At 73.4% G+C, this 15,147-nt stretch carries 17 protein-coding genes; 12 read left to right on the top strand and 5 right to left on the bottom strand.

Translation table 11 applies throughout. The features are described from left to right. Nucleotides 1-162: 162 nt before the first annotated feature. The gene (locus ACFYUY_RS29005; protein WP_360214231.1) at nt 163-855 is read right to left on the bottom strand and encodes a TetR/AcrR family transcriptional regulator; all 693 of its coding nucleotides are present in this window, start codon (nt 853-855) and stop codon (nt 163-165) included. 121 nt (nt 856-976) lie between these two features. Between ACFYUY_RS29005 and ACFYUY_RS29010 the strand changes: the two genes are divergently transcribed. From ACFYUY_RS29010 to ACFYUY_RS29020, 3 genes are all read left to right on the top strand, one after another. Then, complete coding sequence (locus ACFYUY_RS29010; protein WP_360214233.1) at nt 977-1,111, top strand: hypothetical protein; 135 nt, start codon at nt 977-979, stop codon at nt 1,109-1,111. Then, nucleotides 1,108-1,695, top strand: a complete 588-nt coding sequence (locus tag ACFYUY_RS29015; RefSeq protein WP_387904977.1) for a Uma2 family endonuclease — start codon at nt 1,108-1,110, stop codon at nt 1,693-1,695. Before ACFYUY_RS29010 ends, ACFYUY_RS29015 begins: the two co-directional genes overlap by 4 nt. Nucleotides 1,696-1,815: 120 nt before the next feature. Further along, on the top strand, nt 1,816-2,604 hold the full coding sequence (locus ACFYUY_RS29020) for a VOC family protein (RefSeq protein WP_387904980.1): 789 nt from the start codon (nt 1,816-1,818) through the stop codon (nt 2,602-2,604). A gap of 3 nt (nt 2,605-2,607) precedes the next feature. Here ACFYUY_RS29020 and ACFYUY_RS29025 read toward each other — a convergent pair whose 3' ends face one another. Together ACFYUY_RS29025 and ACFYUY_RS29030 are read right to left on the bottom strand one after the other, a co-directional pair. Next, complete coding sequence (locus tag ACFYUY_RS29025; protein ID WP_387904982.1) at nt 2,608-3,162, bottom strand: hemerythrin domain-containing protein; 555 nt, start codon at nt 3,160-3,162, stop codon at nt 2,608-2,610. A 117-nt stretch (nt 3,163-3,279) separates the two neighbouring features. Beyond that, nucleotides 3,280-3,876 carry a TIGR03086 family metal-binding protein gene (locus tag ACFYUY_RS29030; protein WP_360214241.1) on the bottom strand — a complete coding sequence of 199 codons (597 nt, stop codon included), beginning with the start codon at nt 3,874-3,876 and terminating at the stop codon, nt 3,280-3,282. Between the two features lie 188 nt (nt 3,877-4,064). Between ACFYUY_RS29030 and ACFYUY_RS29035 the strand changes: the two genes are divergently transcribed. The 3 genes from ACFYUY_RS29035 (at nt 4,065) to ACFYUY_RS29045 (ending at nt 7,254) form a co-directional block, all read left to right on the top strand. Beyond that, complete coding sequence (locus ACFYUY_RS29035) at nt 4,065-4,637, top strand: DoxX family protein (protein ID WP_360214243.1); 573 nt, start codon at nt 4,065-4,067, stop codon at nt 4,635-4,637. A 33-nt stretch (nt 4,638-4,670) separates the two neighbouring features. Beyond that, the gene (locus ACFYUY_RS29040; RefSeq protein WP_360214245.1) at nt 4,671-4,793 is read left to right on the top strand and encodes a hypothetical protein; all 123 of its coding nucleotides are present in this window, start codon (nt 4,671-4,673) and stop codon (nt 4,791-4,793) included. 136 nt (nt 4,794-4,929) lie between these two features. Further along, a complete protein-coding gene (locus ACFYUY_RS29045) occupies nt 4,930-7,254 on the top strand; it encodes a M9 family metallopeptidase (RefSeq protein ID WP_387904987.1) in 2,325 nt (774 codons plus the stop codon). Between the two features lie 115 nt (nt 7,255-7,369). Here ACFYUY_RS29045 and ACFYUY_RS29050 read toward each other — a convergent pair whose 3' ends face one another. Further along, nucleotides 7,370-8,131 (bottom strand): protein phosphatase 2C domain-containing protein, encoded by a 762-nt coding sequence (locus ACFYUY_RS29050; RefSeq protein ID WP_360214249.1) that lies wholly within the window; start codon nt 8,129-8,131, stop codon nt 7,370-7,372. Between the two features lie 226 nt (nt 8,132-8,357). On the opposite strand from ACFYUY_RS29050, the gene ACFYUY_RS29055 reads away from it, so the two are divergent. The 6 genes from ACFYUY_RS29055 to ACFYUY_RS29080 all read left to right on the top strand — a co-directional run bounded on the left by ACFYUY_RS29055 (nt 8,358) and on the right by ACFYUY_RS29080 (nt 14,336). Continuing rightward, a complete protein-coding gene (locus ACFYUY_RS29055; RefSeq protein WP_360214251.1) occupies nt 8,358-9,455 on the top strand; it encodes an LLM class flavin-dependent oxidoreductase in 1,098 nt (365 codons plus the stop codon). Further along, nucleotides 9,452-10,090 (top strand): FMN reductase, encoded by a 639-nt coding sequence (locus tag ACFYUY_RS29060; RefSeq protein WP_360214253.1) that lies wholly within the window; start codon nt 9,452-9,454, stop codon nt 10,088-10,090. Before ACFYUY_RS29055 ends, ACFYUY_RS29060 begins: the two co-directional genes overlap by 4 nt. Before the next feature lie 307 nt (nt 10,091-10,397). After that, nucleotides 10,398-11,432 (top strand): Dyp-type peroxidase, encoded by a 1,035-nt coding sequence (locus tag ACFYUY_RS29065; protein WP_387904992.1) that lies wholly within the window; start codon nt 10,398-10,400, stop codon nt 11,430-11,432. Nucleotides 11,433-11,461: 29 nt separating this feature from the next. After that, nucleotides 11,462-12,301 carry a family 1 encapsulin nanocompartment shell protein gene (locus tag ACFYUY_RS29070; RefSeq protein ID WP_360214257.1) on the top strand — a complete coding sequence of 280 codons (840 nt, stop codon included), beginning with the start codon at nt 11,462-11,464 and terminating at the stop codon, nt 12,299-12,301. A 195-nt stretch (nt 12,302-12,496) separates the two neighbouring features. Continuing rightward, nucleotides 12,497-13,282, top strand: a complete 786-nt coding sequence (locus ACFYUY_RS29075) for an electron transfer flavoprotein subunit beta/FixA family protein (protein ID WP_387904995.1) — start codon at nt 12,497-12,499, stop codon at nt 13,280-13,282. A 91-nt stretch (nt 13,283-13,373) separates the two neighbouring features. Beyond that, a complete protein-coding gene (locus ACFYUY_RS29080) occupies nt 13,374-14,336 on the top strand; it encodes an electron transfer flavoprotein subunit alpha/FixB family protein (protein WP_387904998.1) in 963 nt (320 codons plus the stop codon). Between the two features lie 110 nt (nt 14,337-14,446). Here ACFYUY_RS29080 and ACFYUY_RS29085 read toward each other — a convergent pair whose 3' ends face one another. After that, nucleotides 14,447-14,881 carry a hypothetical protein gene (locus ACFYUY_RS29085; RefSeq protein WP_360223533.1) on the bottom strand — a complete coding sequence of 145 codons (435 nt, stop codon included), beginning with the start codon at nt 14,879-14,881 and terminating at the stop codon, nt 14,447-14,449. Nucleotides 14,882-15,147: the final 266 nt, after the last annotated feature.

A 15,147-nucleotide genomic window follows, 5' to 3' on the forward strand; every position in this document is an offset into this window, starting at 1 on the left:
GCGTGGCGTGCGGGAACGGTCGGGTCACCGTGCGGCTCGCCGCCTCACGGGGCGGTCGCGGCCGGACGGTCGGTCGGGTGCGGTCGGTCGGGGCCCGGGCGTGCCGGGGCGGTCCCGGCGGTCCGGTCCGGACGGCGCGGGAGGTCGGGTCGGTCGGTGGTGCTACCGGTGGTCGGTCAGTGGGGGTCGGAAGTCCTCGAAGGTCGCCGCCCGGCCCGGGAGGACCGAACGGGCCGGCGCGCGCAGGCCGTCCAGGAACAGCTGCAGGTGCCGGTGGACGAAGTCGTCGAGCAGCTGGCAGGACGTCCCCGGCAGCGGCCGGGTCAGCTGGCTCATCGCGATGACCAGGTCGCCGTGTTCGGCGTCCGGCCGCAGCTCGCCCGCCGCCCGCGCGCGCTCCATCAGGCCGCTCACGGCGGCCGTCAGGCGCTCACGGGCCTCGGTGAGGTCCGGGTCGTACGGGTCCACGTGGCTGGTGAACACCGGGCAGAGCGCGCCGACCTTCTCCGCGACGGTCGCGTGCGCGAACCGCTGCAGAGCGTCGAACGGGCCCCCGCCACCCGGGGCGTCCGCGTCCGCCGCCGCCGTTTCGGCGATGGCCAGGACGCGGTTCTTGACCAGCAGCGCCACCTCGCGGATCAGTGCCCTGCGGTCGGGGAAGTTACGGTACAGCGTGGCGTTGCCCACCCCGGCCCGCTTCGCGATCTCGTCCAGCGGCACGTCCGCACCGTGTTCGACGAAGGCGTCGCGGGCAGCCAGGACGATCCGTTCCCGGTTGCGGGTCGCGTCGGCGCGCAGCTTGGGCGCGCGAACGGTCTCCACGGGACGGACCGGCTCGGTGGCTGCGGTGGTCACGGCGACTGCTCCTCCAGGATACCGGGGAAGTTCTCCCCGCTTGTGCCTACGAAGATGCAAACGGGGATTCCGTCCCCGGAAATTTCAGCTCCGGATGTGACCTGCATCACATGCTCCCGGCGTGCCCGTCACCCGCGCCGCCCGGGCCGCGGGCGAGCCGCCGTGCACCGTCGTCGGACTCGGGACGGTCCGTGACCGCCCGCCGCTCGGCGCGTTGACCCCGGGGAACGCCGGAGTGGAGGAGGAAGGCCCGTGACCGCGATCTCCGATCGTCCGCAGATGCAGCCGGAGGAATTCGAGGAGCTCGCCCGTGGTGCGGCCCGGACCCTCGAACGCCTCCGGCTGGAGTTCATCGACGGGAAGCTGCGGGTCAAGCCCGTGCCGGACGGCGACCACGGCCGGATCGTCCAGTGGTTGTTCCGGACCTGCACCCGGGCCCGGCCGGAGCTCCACCTGCACGACCAGGGGTTGAGGATCGAGGGTCCCCATCCCCATGGTGGATACGCCCGGCCGGACGGCACGCTGGCTCATGAGGACGCGTTCGTCGGCGAGGGGGAGTGGGCCGGGACCGACGCCGTACTGATGGTCGTCGAGGTCGCCTCCTACGATTCCGACACCGATCGGCGCGACCGTGTAGAGAAGCCCCGTGCCTACGGCGAGTCCGGTGTCCCGGTCTACCTGCTGATCGACCGGGACTCCGCCGAGGTGACCGTCTACAGCCAGCCTGACGGCGTGCGCTACGAGACCGCCCACACGGTTCCGTTCGGCAAGGCCGTCCGGCTGCCCGAGCCGGTGGGGATCGTGCTGGACACCGAGCCGCTGAAGAACTGGGTCCGCTGAACCCGGCCATGCCTTCCCGGGGGCGCTCGGCCGCGCGGCCTAGGCTGAGGGCGTCCCGGGCGGCCGGTGGGCCGTGGGAGTCGGGAGGGGCCCGGCGGCCGGGTGGCGAGGAGGTCCGGGATGGGCAGCGGTGAGACCGCCAGGGTGCGCTGCGTGGCGGCCGTTCCGTGCTGGGTGAGCCTGATGGCCCGGGACCTGGAGGGGGCCAAGGAGTTCTACGGTCCCCTGCTCGGCTGGGAGTTCGAGCCGGGCCCGGACCGGTTCGGCCCCTACGTGCACGCGGTGACGGGCGGGGAGGCGGTCGCCGGGCTGGGGGTCACGGGCGCCGGCTGGGACATTCCGGTGTCGTGGACCAGCTACTTCGGCACCGAGAGCGCGGACGCCGCCGCCGACGCAGTGCGTGAGCGCGGGGCGACCCTCGCGGTGGGCCCGCTGGCCTTCGACGCCGGGCGGGTGGCCTTCGCCGCGGACCCGGCCGGGGCGGTGTTCGGCATCTGGGAGGGCCCGCCGGGCCGGGCCCGGCGGCTGGACCTGCCGGGCGCGCCGGTCTGGATCGAGCTGCGCACGCCGGACCCGTTCGCGGCGGCGCTGTTCTACGGCGAGGTGTTCCGCTGGGACGGCCGAGACCCGGAGCGCTTCGAGGTCCGCTGGGAGCACGACCGGGTGGTGTTGCGGACGGAGGGGCACAGCGTCGCGGCGCTGGCCAAGGAGCAGACGGACGGCCCCGCGGGGCTGCCGCCGCACTGGGAGGTGTTCTTCGCCGTCCCGGACACCGACCGGGCGGTGGCCCGGGCCGAGGAGCTGGGCGGCTCGGCGCTGGGCCCAGCCTTCGACTCGCCGTACGGGCGGGTGGCCCGGCTGCGGGACCGCGAGGGCGGCCGGTTCGCGGTGATCAGCCCGAAGGGCTGACGGTCACGGGGCCGCCCCGGCGGCCTCTCCGGCCGGGCCGGCGTCCGCACCGCCCGTACCGTTCCCGGCGCCCGCACCGCCCGTACCGTTCCCGGCGTCCGTGGGGTCCTGGGCGGGCTCCGCGCGTTCGGCCCGCAGCCGGTCCCCGAGGGCCGCGCGGGCGGCGGCGGGCAGGGCCTTGCGGGCGGCGGGGAAGAGCTGCTTCTCCTCGCCGGCCAGGTGCCGGCGGAGGGTGTCGGCCAGTCCGCGCAGCAGGGGGTCGAAGCCGGGGTCGTCGGCGGGCAGGCCCTGCAGGTCGGAGAGGTACTGCCCGATCGCGAGGTGGTCGTGGATGCTGCTGAACACCAGCGCCCCGCCCTCGGGCACGTCGTGCTGCACGACGGGGAAGAGGTGCTCCTCCTCGGCCGCGCAGTGGGTGAACAGCAGGTCGGTGAGGCGGGTCAGCAGGTCGGCGCGTTCGGCGGCGCCCGCGGGTGCGGCCTCGACCCGGTCGAGCAGCTCGGTGACCGCCCGGTGGTCGGCGGTGAACTCGCCGAGGATGTCCGGCCTGCGGCTCATGGCGCGCCCGCCTCTCGAACGGAAACCTTCCCCCGCTCCCTCCAGTATCCGGCGTCGGCCGCCGGATCCTCCCCCGGGGCGGCGCGGACGGGGCGGGGGCGGGGGTGTCGCCGCAGGTCAGGGGTGGTCGCGTCGCCCGGTGAGGGCGAGCAGCCGGGTCTGCGGGCCCGCGTCGTCGGGGGCGGGCAGGGGCGGGTCGAAGAGGCCGCTGCCGGAGAGGTCCCCGTAACCGGTGATCTCGCCGAGGGCGAAGTCGACGAGTTCCGCCGGGAGCCGGGTGCGCCGACCGATGCCGTCGGCGAGGTCCCAGGCGTGGATGACGAGGTCGGTCGTGAGCTGGTCGAGGTAGTACTGGCCGGAGACGTCGCCGAAGGACAGGTGGACGGTGAGCTCGGTGGCGCCGGGGACGGCGAAGGCCTCCCGGGCGGCCGCGGCGGCACCGGCCCAGGCGGCGACGGGGTCACTGCCGAGGACGTCGCCGTCGAAGCGCCCGCCGACCTCGGAGACGGTGGCGCCCATCAGGAGTTCGGGGATCCAGAGCTGTTCGCCGGTGAGGTGGTTGACGAGGTCGCGGACGGACCAGTCGGCGCACGGGGTGGGGGCGCCCCACTGGTCGGGGGCGATCAGGCGGACGCGTTCGTCGAAGGCGGCGAGGGCCTGGGCGTACGGCGTGCCGGGGTCCGCGGCCGGTCGGTGGTGCCTGCGTTGGGCCATGTCTCCACCCTGCCCCGGGCGGGGTCCGGCCCGCGAGTCGCTCACGGACCGTCAGTTGTTCAAATTCGAACTCCAAGGTACGGTCGAGGAGCGGCCGGTTCAAATTTGAACAACAGCTGCGGGGCGACGGCCCCGCCCGTGCCGCACCACCACACCCCTACGACCGACCCCGATCGATGGAGACGCGCATGCCGAGCAGCAGCCCGAGCACGACCGCCCCCACCACCGCCACCGTCCGCCCGGGCCGGGCGACCCCTGGTCCCGCGGCGACCTCGCCGCACGCCTACGACGCCGGACTCCTGCTCCTGCGCCTGGTCCTCGGCCTGACCATGGCCGCGCACGGCAGCCAGAAGCTGTTCGGCTGGTTCGGCGGCGGGGGGATCGACGGCACCGGTCAGTTCTTCACCATGAGCGGCTACCCGGCGGGCGACACCATGGCCGTGGTCGCCGGCCTCACCGAGACGCTCGGCGGACTCGCGCTCGCCGTCGGCCTGTTGACGCCGCTGGCGGGTGCCGCGATCGTCGGGACGATGGTCAACGCGATCGCCGTCACCTGGGGCGGCGGCTTCTTCGCCCCGAAGGGCAGCGAGTACGAGCTGCTGCTGACCGCGGGTGCCGCGGCGCTCGCGCTGACCGGCCCGGGCCGGTACGCCGTGGACCGCTTCCTGCCGGTGCTGCGCGCGCACCGGCTGGCCTACGGGGCGGCCGCCGTCCTGGTCGGCCTGGTGACGGCCGGCGCGATCCTGCTGCTGCGCAAGTAGCGCCCCGGACCGCCGGCGGGGCGGAGCGGGTCCGTGGACCGTGGCGCCCGGAGGGTCCGCGACGAGGCCGTGGTGACGAACCGTCACCACGGCCTCGTCGTCGTCCCGTTCCCGTTCGAACCGATCTCGGCTCAGGGGCTGTTCAACGTCATGTGATGTGTGCCATGGTACATGTCACACTCCCCACCGTGTGCACGGCGGAGCCGCCCCCACGCGGAGCCGCCGCCAACGGTCCTCGCCCCCACACCGGCCGCACCCCCAGCGCGGCCGACGACGGCCCGGAGGCCCCCACGTGAGTACCCCACGCCCGTTGCGACTCCCGCAGCTGGCAAGACTGTTGACGCTCGCCCTGACCCTGCTCCTGACGGTCGGCCTGTTCGCCCCGCGCAGCCAGGCCGCCCCCGCCGCCGCCCCGAGCCCCGGCGACGCCACCGCGACCCGTCCCGCGCCGACCGCGCCGGCCCCGCCGCCCGCGATCGGCGCCTCCCCGGCGCAGGCCGCCGCGGAGGCGGCGGACGGCCGTAGCGCCCTCCCGCCCCGCCAACCCGCCCCGCTGGCCCTGGAGTCGGCGGATCCGGCGGCGTCCGGGCGGTCCGCCGCCAAGGCCCTCGGCTCCGGCGCGGCCGGTGCCGGCGCCGCGGCGGCCTGCAACGTCGGCGACTTCACCGGCCGCACCGGTGGCGCCCTCGTGCAGCAGATCAAGTCCGTGGACCTGGACTGCATCAGCAGCCTGTTCCAGATCGGCCGCGGCGACGCGGCGGCGGCCTTCCGTGAGTCCCAGATGGTCACCGTGGCCTACGCGGTGCGCGACGCCGCCGGCGGCTACCGGGGTACCAACGACTCGTCGATCACGCAGCTGATGTACTACCTGCAGGCCGGCTACTTCGTGCAGTTCTACAACGCGGACGTGGTGGGCCCGTACGGCGCCGCCCTGAAGACGGCGACCCGCTCCGCGCTGGACGCGTTCTTCGCCAACCCCCACTCCCGGGACGTCAGTTACGACAACTCGGGCCCGCTCGGCCGGGCGACCACGCTGATCGACAGCGCCCAGGACAGCGCCCGCTACCTGCCCGTCGTGAAGCAGCTGCTCGCCGCCTACGACAGTGCCACCTGGAACCCGGCCAACATGGCGTACGCGCTGAACCCGGTGTTCACCGCGCTCTTCCGCGGCCACCAGGAAGCGGACTTCCTGCCCGCCGTACAGGCCGACCCGAGCGTGCTAGACGCCCTGTACACCTTCGCCGTGCGCAACAACGACCAGCTCGGCGGCTCCTACGGCAACCTGGTCTTCAACGCGGTCACCGAGATGACCCGCTTCATGCAGTACCAGTCCTTCGTGCCCAGGATCCGCCCGTGGGCGCAGACGCTGGCCGCGCAGTCCTCCCCGGCCGACCGCACCCGCTACCAGCGGGCGGCCGTCGCCCTCGCGGTCCGCTTCTACGACACCGCCAACTGCGCCTCCTACGGCACCTGCGACGACGCGGCCCGCTTCAAGGCCGCCAACCTGCCGGTCTCGTACACCTGCAGCCCGAGCATCACGATCCTCGCCCAGGCGTTGGACACCACTCAACTCGGCACCGCCTGCACCAGCCTGACCGGCCAGGACGCCTTCTTCCACACCGTCGCGCGCGACAACGGCCCGGTCCGGGACGACAACAACCGGACGATCGAGGTCGTGGTCTTCCACTCCTCCTTCGACTACCAGGTGCTGGCCGCCGTCATCTACGCGATCAACACCAACAACGGCGGCATGTACCTGGAGGGCGACCCGGCCAAGGCCGGCAACCAGCCGCGGTTCGTCGCCTACGAGGCCGAGTGGGCCCGCCCCTCGTTCGAGATCTGGAACCTCAACCACGAGTACACGCACTTCCTCGACGGCCGGTTCGACATGTACGGCGACTTCGACGCCGGGATGTCGACCCCGACCGTCTGGTGGGTCGAGGGCTTCGCGGAGTACGTGTCCTACGCGTACCGCAAGGTCGTCAACGACGGTGCCATCGCGGCGGCCGCCCGGCACACCTACAAGCTGAGCGACCTCTTCGACACCGGCTACGGTGACCAGGACCGGGTCTACCGCTGGGGCTACCTCGCCGTCCGCTACATGCTGGAGCAGCACCGCTCCGACCTCGACGCCGTGCTCGCCGAGTACCGCACGGGCGACTGGGCCGGAGCCCGGACCCTGCTCAAGACCACCATCGGCACCCGGTACGACGCCGACTTCGACGCCTGGCTGACCAGGTGCGCCAGCGGCGCCTGCGCCGGCGGCACGCCCACCCAGCCGCAGCTGCCGGAGTGCGTGGGCACCGACGTCCGCAAGCTGGACGCCAACTGCGCGCGCAGCAACATCGCGGCCACCACCGGCAACTACGCGCACTTCTACCTGCTGGTGCCGGCCGGCACCAAGCAGGTGAGGATCACCACCAGCGGCGGCACCGGCAACGGCGACCTCTACTACAACCCGAGCGGCTGGGCGTACACCAACGCCTACGCCACCCGCTCGGCGGGGCCGGACAACGCGGAGACCCTCACCGTCACCGATCCGCCGGCCGGCTACGTCTACTTCAGCCTCTACGCCCAGCAGGGCTTCGGCGGGGTGAGCGTCACGAGCGAACTCTGACGGCGCCCCGGAGCGACCGATCACGGACAGGTGACCGCCCCGGCGGGAGCGCTTCGGCGCCCCGCCGGGGCGGGTCCGCTTCCCCGTCCTGCGGTCCGCTTCCCCCGCGGGGCGCCTACTCGCCGATCCGGACCAGCGCCAGGGTGATGTTGTCCGGCCCGCCCGCCTCGACGGCCGCCTTCCACAGGTCGAAGGCGGCCTTCCCGTCGGCGCGCTCCGAGCCGCCCGAGGAGCGGGCCAGCAGGTCCGCGAGCTCCTCCTCCGGCACCGGGTCGGTCAGTCCGTCGCTGCACACCAGGTAGCGGTCGCCGGTGGCCAGCGGCTCGGTGCGCAGGTGCGGCTCGACGAAGGTCAGTCCGAGCGAGCCGCCCAGGGTCTGGGTGACCACGGAGGTGGTGCGCCGGCCGGGCGGCAGCGGGGGGCTGTCGTCGACGCTCACCCGGTGCAGGCCGTCCGCGGTGATCCGGTAGACCCGGCTGTCGCCGACGTTGAAGGCCAGGGCCTGGTCGGGCAGCAGGACGAGGCCGGCCACCGTGGTGCCCATCGCGGCGAGCCCGGGGTCGCCGCCGGCGGCCGCGTAGACGGCGCGGTTGCAGTCCTGGAGCTCCTCCCGGACGGCCTCCTCGTCGGTCAGTCCGGCGCCGTCGGCGGCCAGCCGGCGGGCGACCAGGGAGCTGGCGACCTCGCCGCCGGGGTGGCCGCCGAGCCCGTCGGCGACGGCGACCACGCAGGGCGGGCCGAGCGGGAACAGCAGGGTCTGCGGGTTGCCGGTCACGGTGGCGCAGAGCGTCCACGGGCCGACCGTGAGGCTGTCCTCGTTGTGTTCCCGCACCAGGCCCTCGTGGCTCAGCGCGCTCACCGCGATGTACGCCGCCATCGGTTCGCCGCCCTTCCGGAGCTCCTCCCTCAATTGTGGGCGGGTCCCGTGGATCCCGCGGGGCCGGCGGCCGGCGGGGGAGCGGTGCGTCCGGGGCGGGGGCGCCCGGTGGGAATAGTGGGGCGCACCCCGGTGCTAAGGTGGTTGAAAGTTTGACGATCTGGCCCGGGAGGGCCACGGAGCCCGGGCCCGCAGGCCCGGGCCGACCTGGAGTGTGGTGAGCAGCATGCAGTTCGGAATCTTCACCGTCGGCGATGTCACCCCCGACCCGACCACCGGACGCACCCCGAGCGAGCACGAGCGGATCAAGGCCATGGTGGCCATCGCGCGCAAGGCCGAGGAGGTCGGCCTCGACGTCTTCGCGACGGGCGAGCACCACAACCCGCCGTTCGTCCCGTCCTCGCCGACGACGATGCTCGGCTACGTCGCCGCGCAGACCGAGCGCATCATCCTCTCCACCTCGACCACCCTGATCACCACCAACGACCCGGTGAAGATCGCCGAGGACTACGCGATGCTCCAGCACCTGGCCGACGGCCGGGTGGACCTCATGATGGGCCGCGGCAACACCGGCCCGGTCTACCCGTGGTTCGGCCAGGACATCCGCCAGGGCATCCCGCTCGCGATCGAGAACTACGCACTGCTGCACCAGCTCTGGCGCGAGGACGTGGTGGACTGGGAGGGTCGCTTCCGCACCCCGCTGCAGTCCTTCACCGCCACCCCGCGCCCGCTGGACGGCGTCCCGCCGTTCGTCTGGCACGGCTCGATCCGCAGCCCGGAGATCGCCGAACAGGCCGCCTACTACGGGGACGGCTTCTTCGCGAACAACATCTTCTGGCCCAAGGAGCACTTCCGGAAGCTGGTCGGCCTCTACCGCGAGCGCTACGCCCACTACGGCCACGGCACGCCGGAGCAGGCGTACGTCGGCCTCGGCGGCCAGGTGTTCATGCGCCGCAACTCGCAGGACGCGGTGCGGGAGTTCCGTCCGTACTTCGACAACGCGCCGGTGTACGGGCACGGGCCCTCGCTGGAGGAGTTCACCGAGCAGACCCCGCTGACCGTCGGCAGCCCGCAGGAGGTCGTCGAGAAGACGCTGTCCTTCCGCGAGACCTTCGGCGACTACCAGCGCCAGCTGTTCCTGATGGACCACGCCGGCCTGCCGCTGAAGACCGTCCTGGAGCAGCTGGACCTGCTCGGCGAGGAGGTCGTGCCGGTGCTGCGCGAGGAGTTCGCCAAGGGCCGCCCGGCCGGGGTGCCGGACGGGCCGACGCACGCCGCCCGGGTGGCGGCCCGGGACGAGGAAGCCGTGGAGGTGGCCGAGTGAACGCGTTCAAGCTGGTGGTGGTGAGTGCCGGGCTGAGCAAGCCGTCCTCGACCAGACTGCTGGCCGACCGGCTCGCCGGGTCGACGGACCGGCAGCTGGCCGCGCGGGCGGGGCTGCCGGAGGGCGCCGCGGCCGACGTGACGGTGGTCGAACTGCGCGACCTGGCGGTCGAGATCGCCAACAACCTGGTCACCGGATTCCCCGGTGCGGCGCTGCGGGCGGCGGTCGGGGCGGTGACGGAGGCGGATGCCGTGATCGCGGTGACGCCGGTCTTCACCGCCTCCTACAGCGGTCTGTTCAAGTCCTTCTTCGACGTGATCGACCACGACGCGCTCGCCGGCAAGCCGGTGCTGATCGCCGCCACCGGCGGCACGCCCCGGCACTCGCTCGCCCTGGAGCACGCCGTCCGGCCGCTCTTCGCCTACCTGCGGGCGGTGGTGGTGCCGACCGCCGTCTACGCGGCCACCGACGACTGGGGTGCCGGCGGGGACGGGCTCACCGAGGGCCTCCCGGGCCGGATCGACCGGGCGGCGGGCGAGCTGGCCGCGCTGCTGGCCGGCCGCGGCCCGGCGGCGCCGACCCTGCCGGACCAGGTGGTGCCGTTCGCCGAGCAGCTGGCGGCGCTGCGGGCCTGAGCCGTCGGCGTGGCAGTGGCAGTGGCAGTGGCAGTGGCGGGTGCGCGAGGGCGCCCGCCCCTGCCGCACGTCCGGGGCGGCGGCCGCCCTGCCCGCCGGACCTCCGTCGCGCCGCCCGGTGCTCCGTTCGGGCGCCCGCTCCCGTGCCGAAACGTCCGCTCTGCGGTGTAATCGTACGCATGATCAGATCTCCGCTGGTCCGTCCCGCTCCCGGCGCCCCGTCCCGCTCCGGCCGCCCGGCGCGCCGCGGCGACCACCGCGCCGAGCGGGGCGCCCTCCGGGCGCGGTGAGGAGGGGCGAGCCGACCATGCAGGCCGAACCGCAAGCCGTGCTCTCCCCGCTGACCAGCGCGGCCGTCTTCCTGGTCCTCACCGTCGAGCCCGGCGGCGAGGACGCCGTCCGTGCACTGCTGCCCGACCTCGCCGGGCTGCGCCGCGCCGTCGGCTTCCGCGCCCCCGAGGGCGGTCTGACCTGCGTCACCGGCATCGGCTCCGGGCTCTGGGACCGCCTCTTCACCGGCCCCCGGCCGGCCTCCCTGCACCCCTTCCAGGAGGTGGCAGGCGCCCGGCACCGGGCCCCGGCCACCCCCGGGGACCTCCTGCTGCACCTGCGGGCCGAACGGATGGACCTCTGCTTCGAGCTGGCCGGCCAGCTCACCGGCCGGCTCGCCGGGGCCGCCACGGTGGTCGACTCGGTCCAGGGCTTCCGGTACTTCGACGACCGGGACCTCCTCGGCTTCGTGGACGGCACCGAGAACCCCGAGGGCCGGGCCGCCGTGACCGCGGCCCTGGTCGGCGCGGAGGACCGGGAGTTCGCCGGCGGCAGCTACGTCGTCGTCCAGAAGTACCTGCACCGGCTGGACACGTGGAACGCGCTGAGCGTCGAGGAGCAGGAGGGCGCGGTCGGCCGCACCAAGCTCACCGACATCGAGCTGGACGACGAGGTCAAGCCCGCCGACTCGCACGTGGCGCTGACCGTCGTCACCGGCCCGGACGGCGAGGAGCGGAAGATCGTCCGCTTCAACATGGCCTTCGGCTCCTTCGAACGCGGCGGCGAGTTCGGCACCTACTTCATCGGCTACGCGCGCGACCCCGGGGTGACCGAGGAGATGCTGCGCAACATGTTCGTCGGCAACCCGCCCGGCACCACCGACCGGCTGCTCGACTTCTCCACCGCCGTCACCGGCTCGCTGTTCTTCGTCCCGACCGCCGCGCTGCTCGACTCCCCGCCGCCCGCACCGCCGGCGCCGGGCACCCCGCCCGCACCGCCGGTGCCGGGCACCCCGGCCGCGCCCCGCGCGGACGGCTCGCTCGGCATCGGCAGCCTGCGCGGCACCTGCTGAGCCGGCCCACCCGACAAGGACCCCGCACCATGGACAACCTGCACCGCGACCTCGCCCCCGTCTCCGCCGCCGCGTGGGCGGAGATCGAGGAGGAGGCCCGCCAGACCTTCAGGCTGCACGTCGCCGGGCGGCGCGTGGTCGACCTGCACGGCCCCGAGGGCGCCACCCTCGCCGCCGTCGGCACCGGCCACCTGACCGGTGTCGAGCCGCCCGCCGACGGCGTCGAGGCCCGCGCCCGCGCCGCGCAGCCCGTCGTCGAGCTGCGCGTCCCCTTCACCGTCCGGCGCGAGGCGGTCGACGACGTCGAGCGCGGCGCCCGCGACTCCGACTGGCAGCCCGTGAAGGACGCCGCCCGCACCATCGCGCTGGCCGAGGACCGCGCCGTCTTCGAGGGCTACCGCGCCGCCGCGATCGAGGGCATCCGGGACGCCTCGACCAACGCCCGGGTGCCGCTGCCCGACGACGTCCGGGAGTACCCCGAGGCGGTGAGCCGGGCCCTCACCGCCCTGCGGCTGGCCGGCGTCGGCGGGCCCTACTCGCTGTTGCTCGGCGCGGACGCCTTCACCGCCGTCAACGAGACGAGCGACCACGGCTACCCCGTCCACAACCACCTCGCCCGGCTCCTCGACGGCGACATCATCTGGGCCCCGGCCATCGAGGGCGCCTTCCTGCTCTCCACCCGGGGCGGCGACTTCGAGCTCTTCCTCGGCCAGGACGTCTCGGTCGGCTACCTCGCGCACGACGCCGACACGGTGCGGCTCTACCTCCAGGAGTCGCTCACCTTCCGCGTCCACACCGGCGAGGCGGCCGTGGCCCTGGGGGGTCGTACCGGCACGACCAGGCCGCCCGGCCACCAGGAAGGGTACTGAGTTCCTTTACCAGGGGTACTGAGTGCCGTATTCTCTCGGTGGAGCCTCTGACGCCAGTCGAAGAGAGCCGACACGGCATGCCGGTCCAGGTGGCGCTTGCGGCGCGCAGGGCGCGGCCGGGCCGGAATTGGCACTCAGTACCCTCGGCATCACCTGAGGCATGGATCCAGTGCACCCGTGACAGGAGAACCGCTCATGAGCTTGAGGATCGTCGTCTGCGTGAAGCACGTGCCGGACGCGACGGGTGACCGTCGGTTCGCGGACGACCACACCACCGACCGGGAGGGCGTGGACGGCCTGCTGTCGGAGCTGGACGAGTACGGCGTGGAGCAGGCGCTGCGGATCGCGGAGGCGAACGAGGGCGCCGAGGTGACGGTGCTGACGGTCGGGCCGGACGACGCGAAGGACGCGCTGCGCAAGGCGCTGTCGATGGGTGCGGACAAGGCCGTGCACGTGAACGACGACGACATCCACGGCACGGACGTGATCGGGACGTCGGCGATCCTGGCGAAGGCGCTGGAGCAGGTCGGTTTCGACCTGGTGATCGGTGGCATGGCGTCGACGGACGGCACGATGGGTGTGCTGCCGGCGCTGCTGGCGGAGCGTCTGGGCGTGCCGCAGGTGACGCTGCTGTCCGAGGTGTCGGTCGAGGGCGGTGTGGTGCGCGGGCGTCGTGACGGTGACGCGGCGACCGAGCTGGTCGAGGCGGCGCTGCCGGCGGTGGTCTCGGTGACGGACCAGTCGGGTGAGGCCCGTTACCCGTCGTTCAAGGGGATCATGGCGGCGAAGAAGAAGCCGGTGCAGTCGCTGGACCTGGACGACCTGGGGATCGAGGCGGACGAGGTCGGTCTGGCGGGTTCGTGGACGGCGGTCGAGTCGGTGGCGGCGCGTCCGGCGCGCAGCGCGGGCACCGTCGTCAAGGACGAGGGCGAGGGCGGCAAGGCGCTCGCCGGCTTCCTCGCGTCAGCGAAGTTCATCTGATTCGAGTCAGCCTCGCCGACCAGAAGTTCATCTGAGCCGGCGCGCCCAGCCACCCACCCCCTGCCACAGCGAAACACGGAGACATTGAGCAATGGCTGAGATTCTCGTCCTGGTGGACCACGCCGACGGTGCGGTCCGCAAGCCGGCCCTCGAACTGCTGACCCTGGCCCGCCGGATCGGCGAGCCGTCCGCGGTCGTGCTGGGCGCCGGCGGCGCCGCGGCCGACATCGCCGCCAAGGCCGCCGAGTTCGGCGCCGCGAAGGTGTACGTCGCCGACGGCGCCGAGTTCACCGACCAGCTGGTCGTCCCCAAGGTGGACGCCCTGGCCCAGATCGCCAAGGCCAACGGCGTCGCCGCCGTCCTGGTCACCTCCTCCGGCGAGGGCAAGGAGGTCGCCGCCCGCGTCGCGCTGCGGCTGGGCTCCGGCATCATCACCGACGCCGTCGACGTCCGCGCCGGTGACGCCGGTCCGGTCGCCACCCAGTCGGTGTTCGCCGCCTCGTACACCGTCGACTCGCGCGTCAGCAACGGCGTTCCGGTCATCACCGTCAAGCCGAACGCGGTGGCCCCCGAGGCCGCCGCGGCCGCCGGTGCGGTGGAGAACGTGTCGGTGGAGTTCACCGGCAACGCCGCCAAGGTCACCTCGCGCACCCCGCGCGTCTCCTCCGGCCGTCCGGAGCTGACGGAGGCCGCGATCGTCGTCTCCGGCGGCCGCGGTGTCGGCGAGGCCTCGGGCTTCGGCGTGGTCGAGGAGCTCGCGGACGCGCTGGGCGCGGCCGTCGGCGCCTCCCGTGCCGCGGTCGACGCCGGCTGGTACCCGCACAGCAACCAGGTCGGCCAGACCGGCAAGCAGGTCTCGCCGCAGCTGTACGTGGCCAACGGCATCTCGGGCGCCATCCAGCACCGGGCCGGCATGCAGACCTCGAAGACCATCGTGGCCGTCAACAAGGACCCGGAGGCCCCGATCTTCGAGCTGGCGGACTACGGCGTGGTCGGCGACCTCTTCGAGGTCCTGCCGCAGCTGACCGCCGAGGTCAAGGTCCGCAAGGGCTGATCCCCGCGGGGAGCACGGGAGGGCGTGGCACCGGGTACTCGGTGCCACGCCCTCCGTCGTGCGCGGGGGCCGCGCCGCACGCCCTCCGGCGTGGCGGCGGCCGCCCGCGGCTACTCGGTGAAGGCGGCCAGGTGCTGGGTGAAGCCGCCCTGGGCCGGCGGCAGCGGGCGCGGTTCGGCGTCCAGCGGGGGCTGCGGCTCCTCCATCGGGAGCAGCCGCAGCTCGGGCTGGTCGGAGTCGGGGGAGGGGAGCAGCCGGACCCTGGTGCCGACCGGGACGGTGCTGCGCAGCCCGTCGACGATGCACCACACGTCGAAGCCCTCGGCCATCCGGATCAGGGACTTCTGACGGACCAGCGGCGTGCGGGCCTGCTCGACCTCGCAGCGCCGGACGACCCCGGTGCCGGTGCTGGCCTCCAGCCGCAGCTCGGTGGAGCCGCAGGTGGGGCAGAGCAGTCGCTGGAAGGTCGGGTTGCTGCACCACGCGCAGCGCTGGAAGTACAGCGTGGTGCTCCGGGTGTCGGTGTCGATGGCTGAGTGGACCACGCTGTCATCTCCCTGCGCTCGGACCGGCTTGTTCGGCAGAAGTTCGGCAGGAAAAAGGATAGGGAACTCAGTGCCGCCATGTGAAGGCACTGAGTTCCCTTTTTGCTGCGCGCATGCATAATGAAGGGTACTGAGTACCGTCGTGAAACAGGAGTGGCGATCATGAGCCAGGACTTCGATCTCTTCCGTATCTCCGAGGAGCACGGGATGCTCCGTGAGGCGGTGCGTTCGCTGGCCGAGGCGAAGATCGCTCCGTTCGCGGCGGA

The organism is Kitasatospora sp. NPDC004745, from assembly GCF_042873275.1.
Classification (GTDB): domain Bacteria; phylum Actinomycetota; class Actinomycetes; order Streptomycetales; family Streptomycetaceae; genus Kitasatospora.

Bases quoted from the DNA above. Each gene is read 5' to 3' on its own strand.
- ACFYUY_RS29020 (WP_387904980.1), top strand. From the start codon at position 1,816: ATGGGCAGCGGTGAGACCGCCAGGGTGCGCTGCGTGGCGGCCGTTCCG.
- ACFYUY_RS29025 (WP_387904982.1), bottom strand. From the start codon at position 3,162: ATGAGCCGCAGGCCGGACATCCTCGGCGAGTTCACCGCCGACCACCGG.
- ACFYUY_RS29030 (WP_360214241.1), bottom strand. From the start codon at position 3,876: ATGGCCCAACGCAGGCACCACCGACCGGCCGCGGACCCCGGCACGCCG.
- ACFYUY_RS29035 (WP_360214243.1), top strand. From the start codon at position 4,065: ATGCCGAGCAGCAGCCCGAGCACGACCGCCCCCACCACCGCCACCGTC.
- ACFYUY_RS29050 (WP_360214249.1), bottom strand. From the start codon at position 8,131: ATGGCGGCGTACATCGCGGTGAGCGCGCTGAGCCACGAGGGCCTGGTG.
- ACFYUY_RS29055 (WP_360214251.1), top strand. From the start codon at position 8,358: ATGCAGTTCGGAATCTTCACCGTCGGCGATGTCACCCCCGACCCGACC.
- ACFYUY_RS29065 (WP_387904992.1), top strand. From the start codon at position 10,398: ATGCAGGCCGAACCGCAAGCCGTGCTCTCCCCGCTGACCAGCGCGGCC.
- ACFYUY_RS29070 (WP_360214257.1), top strand. From the start codon at position 11,462: ATGGACAACCTGCACCGCGACCTCGCCCCCGTCTCCGCCGCCGCGTGG.
- ACFYUY_RS29075 (WP_387904995.1), top strand. From the start codon at position 12,497: ATGAGCTTGAGGATCGTCGTCTGCGTGAAGCACGTGCCGGACGCGACG.
- ACFYUY_RS29080 (WP_387904998.1), top strand. From the start codon at position 13,374: ATGGCTGAGATTCTCGTCCTGGTGGACCACGCCGACGGTGCGGTCCGC.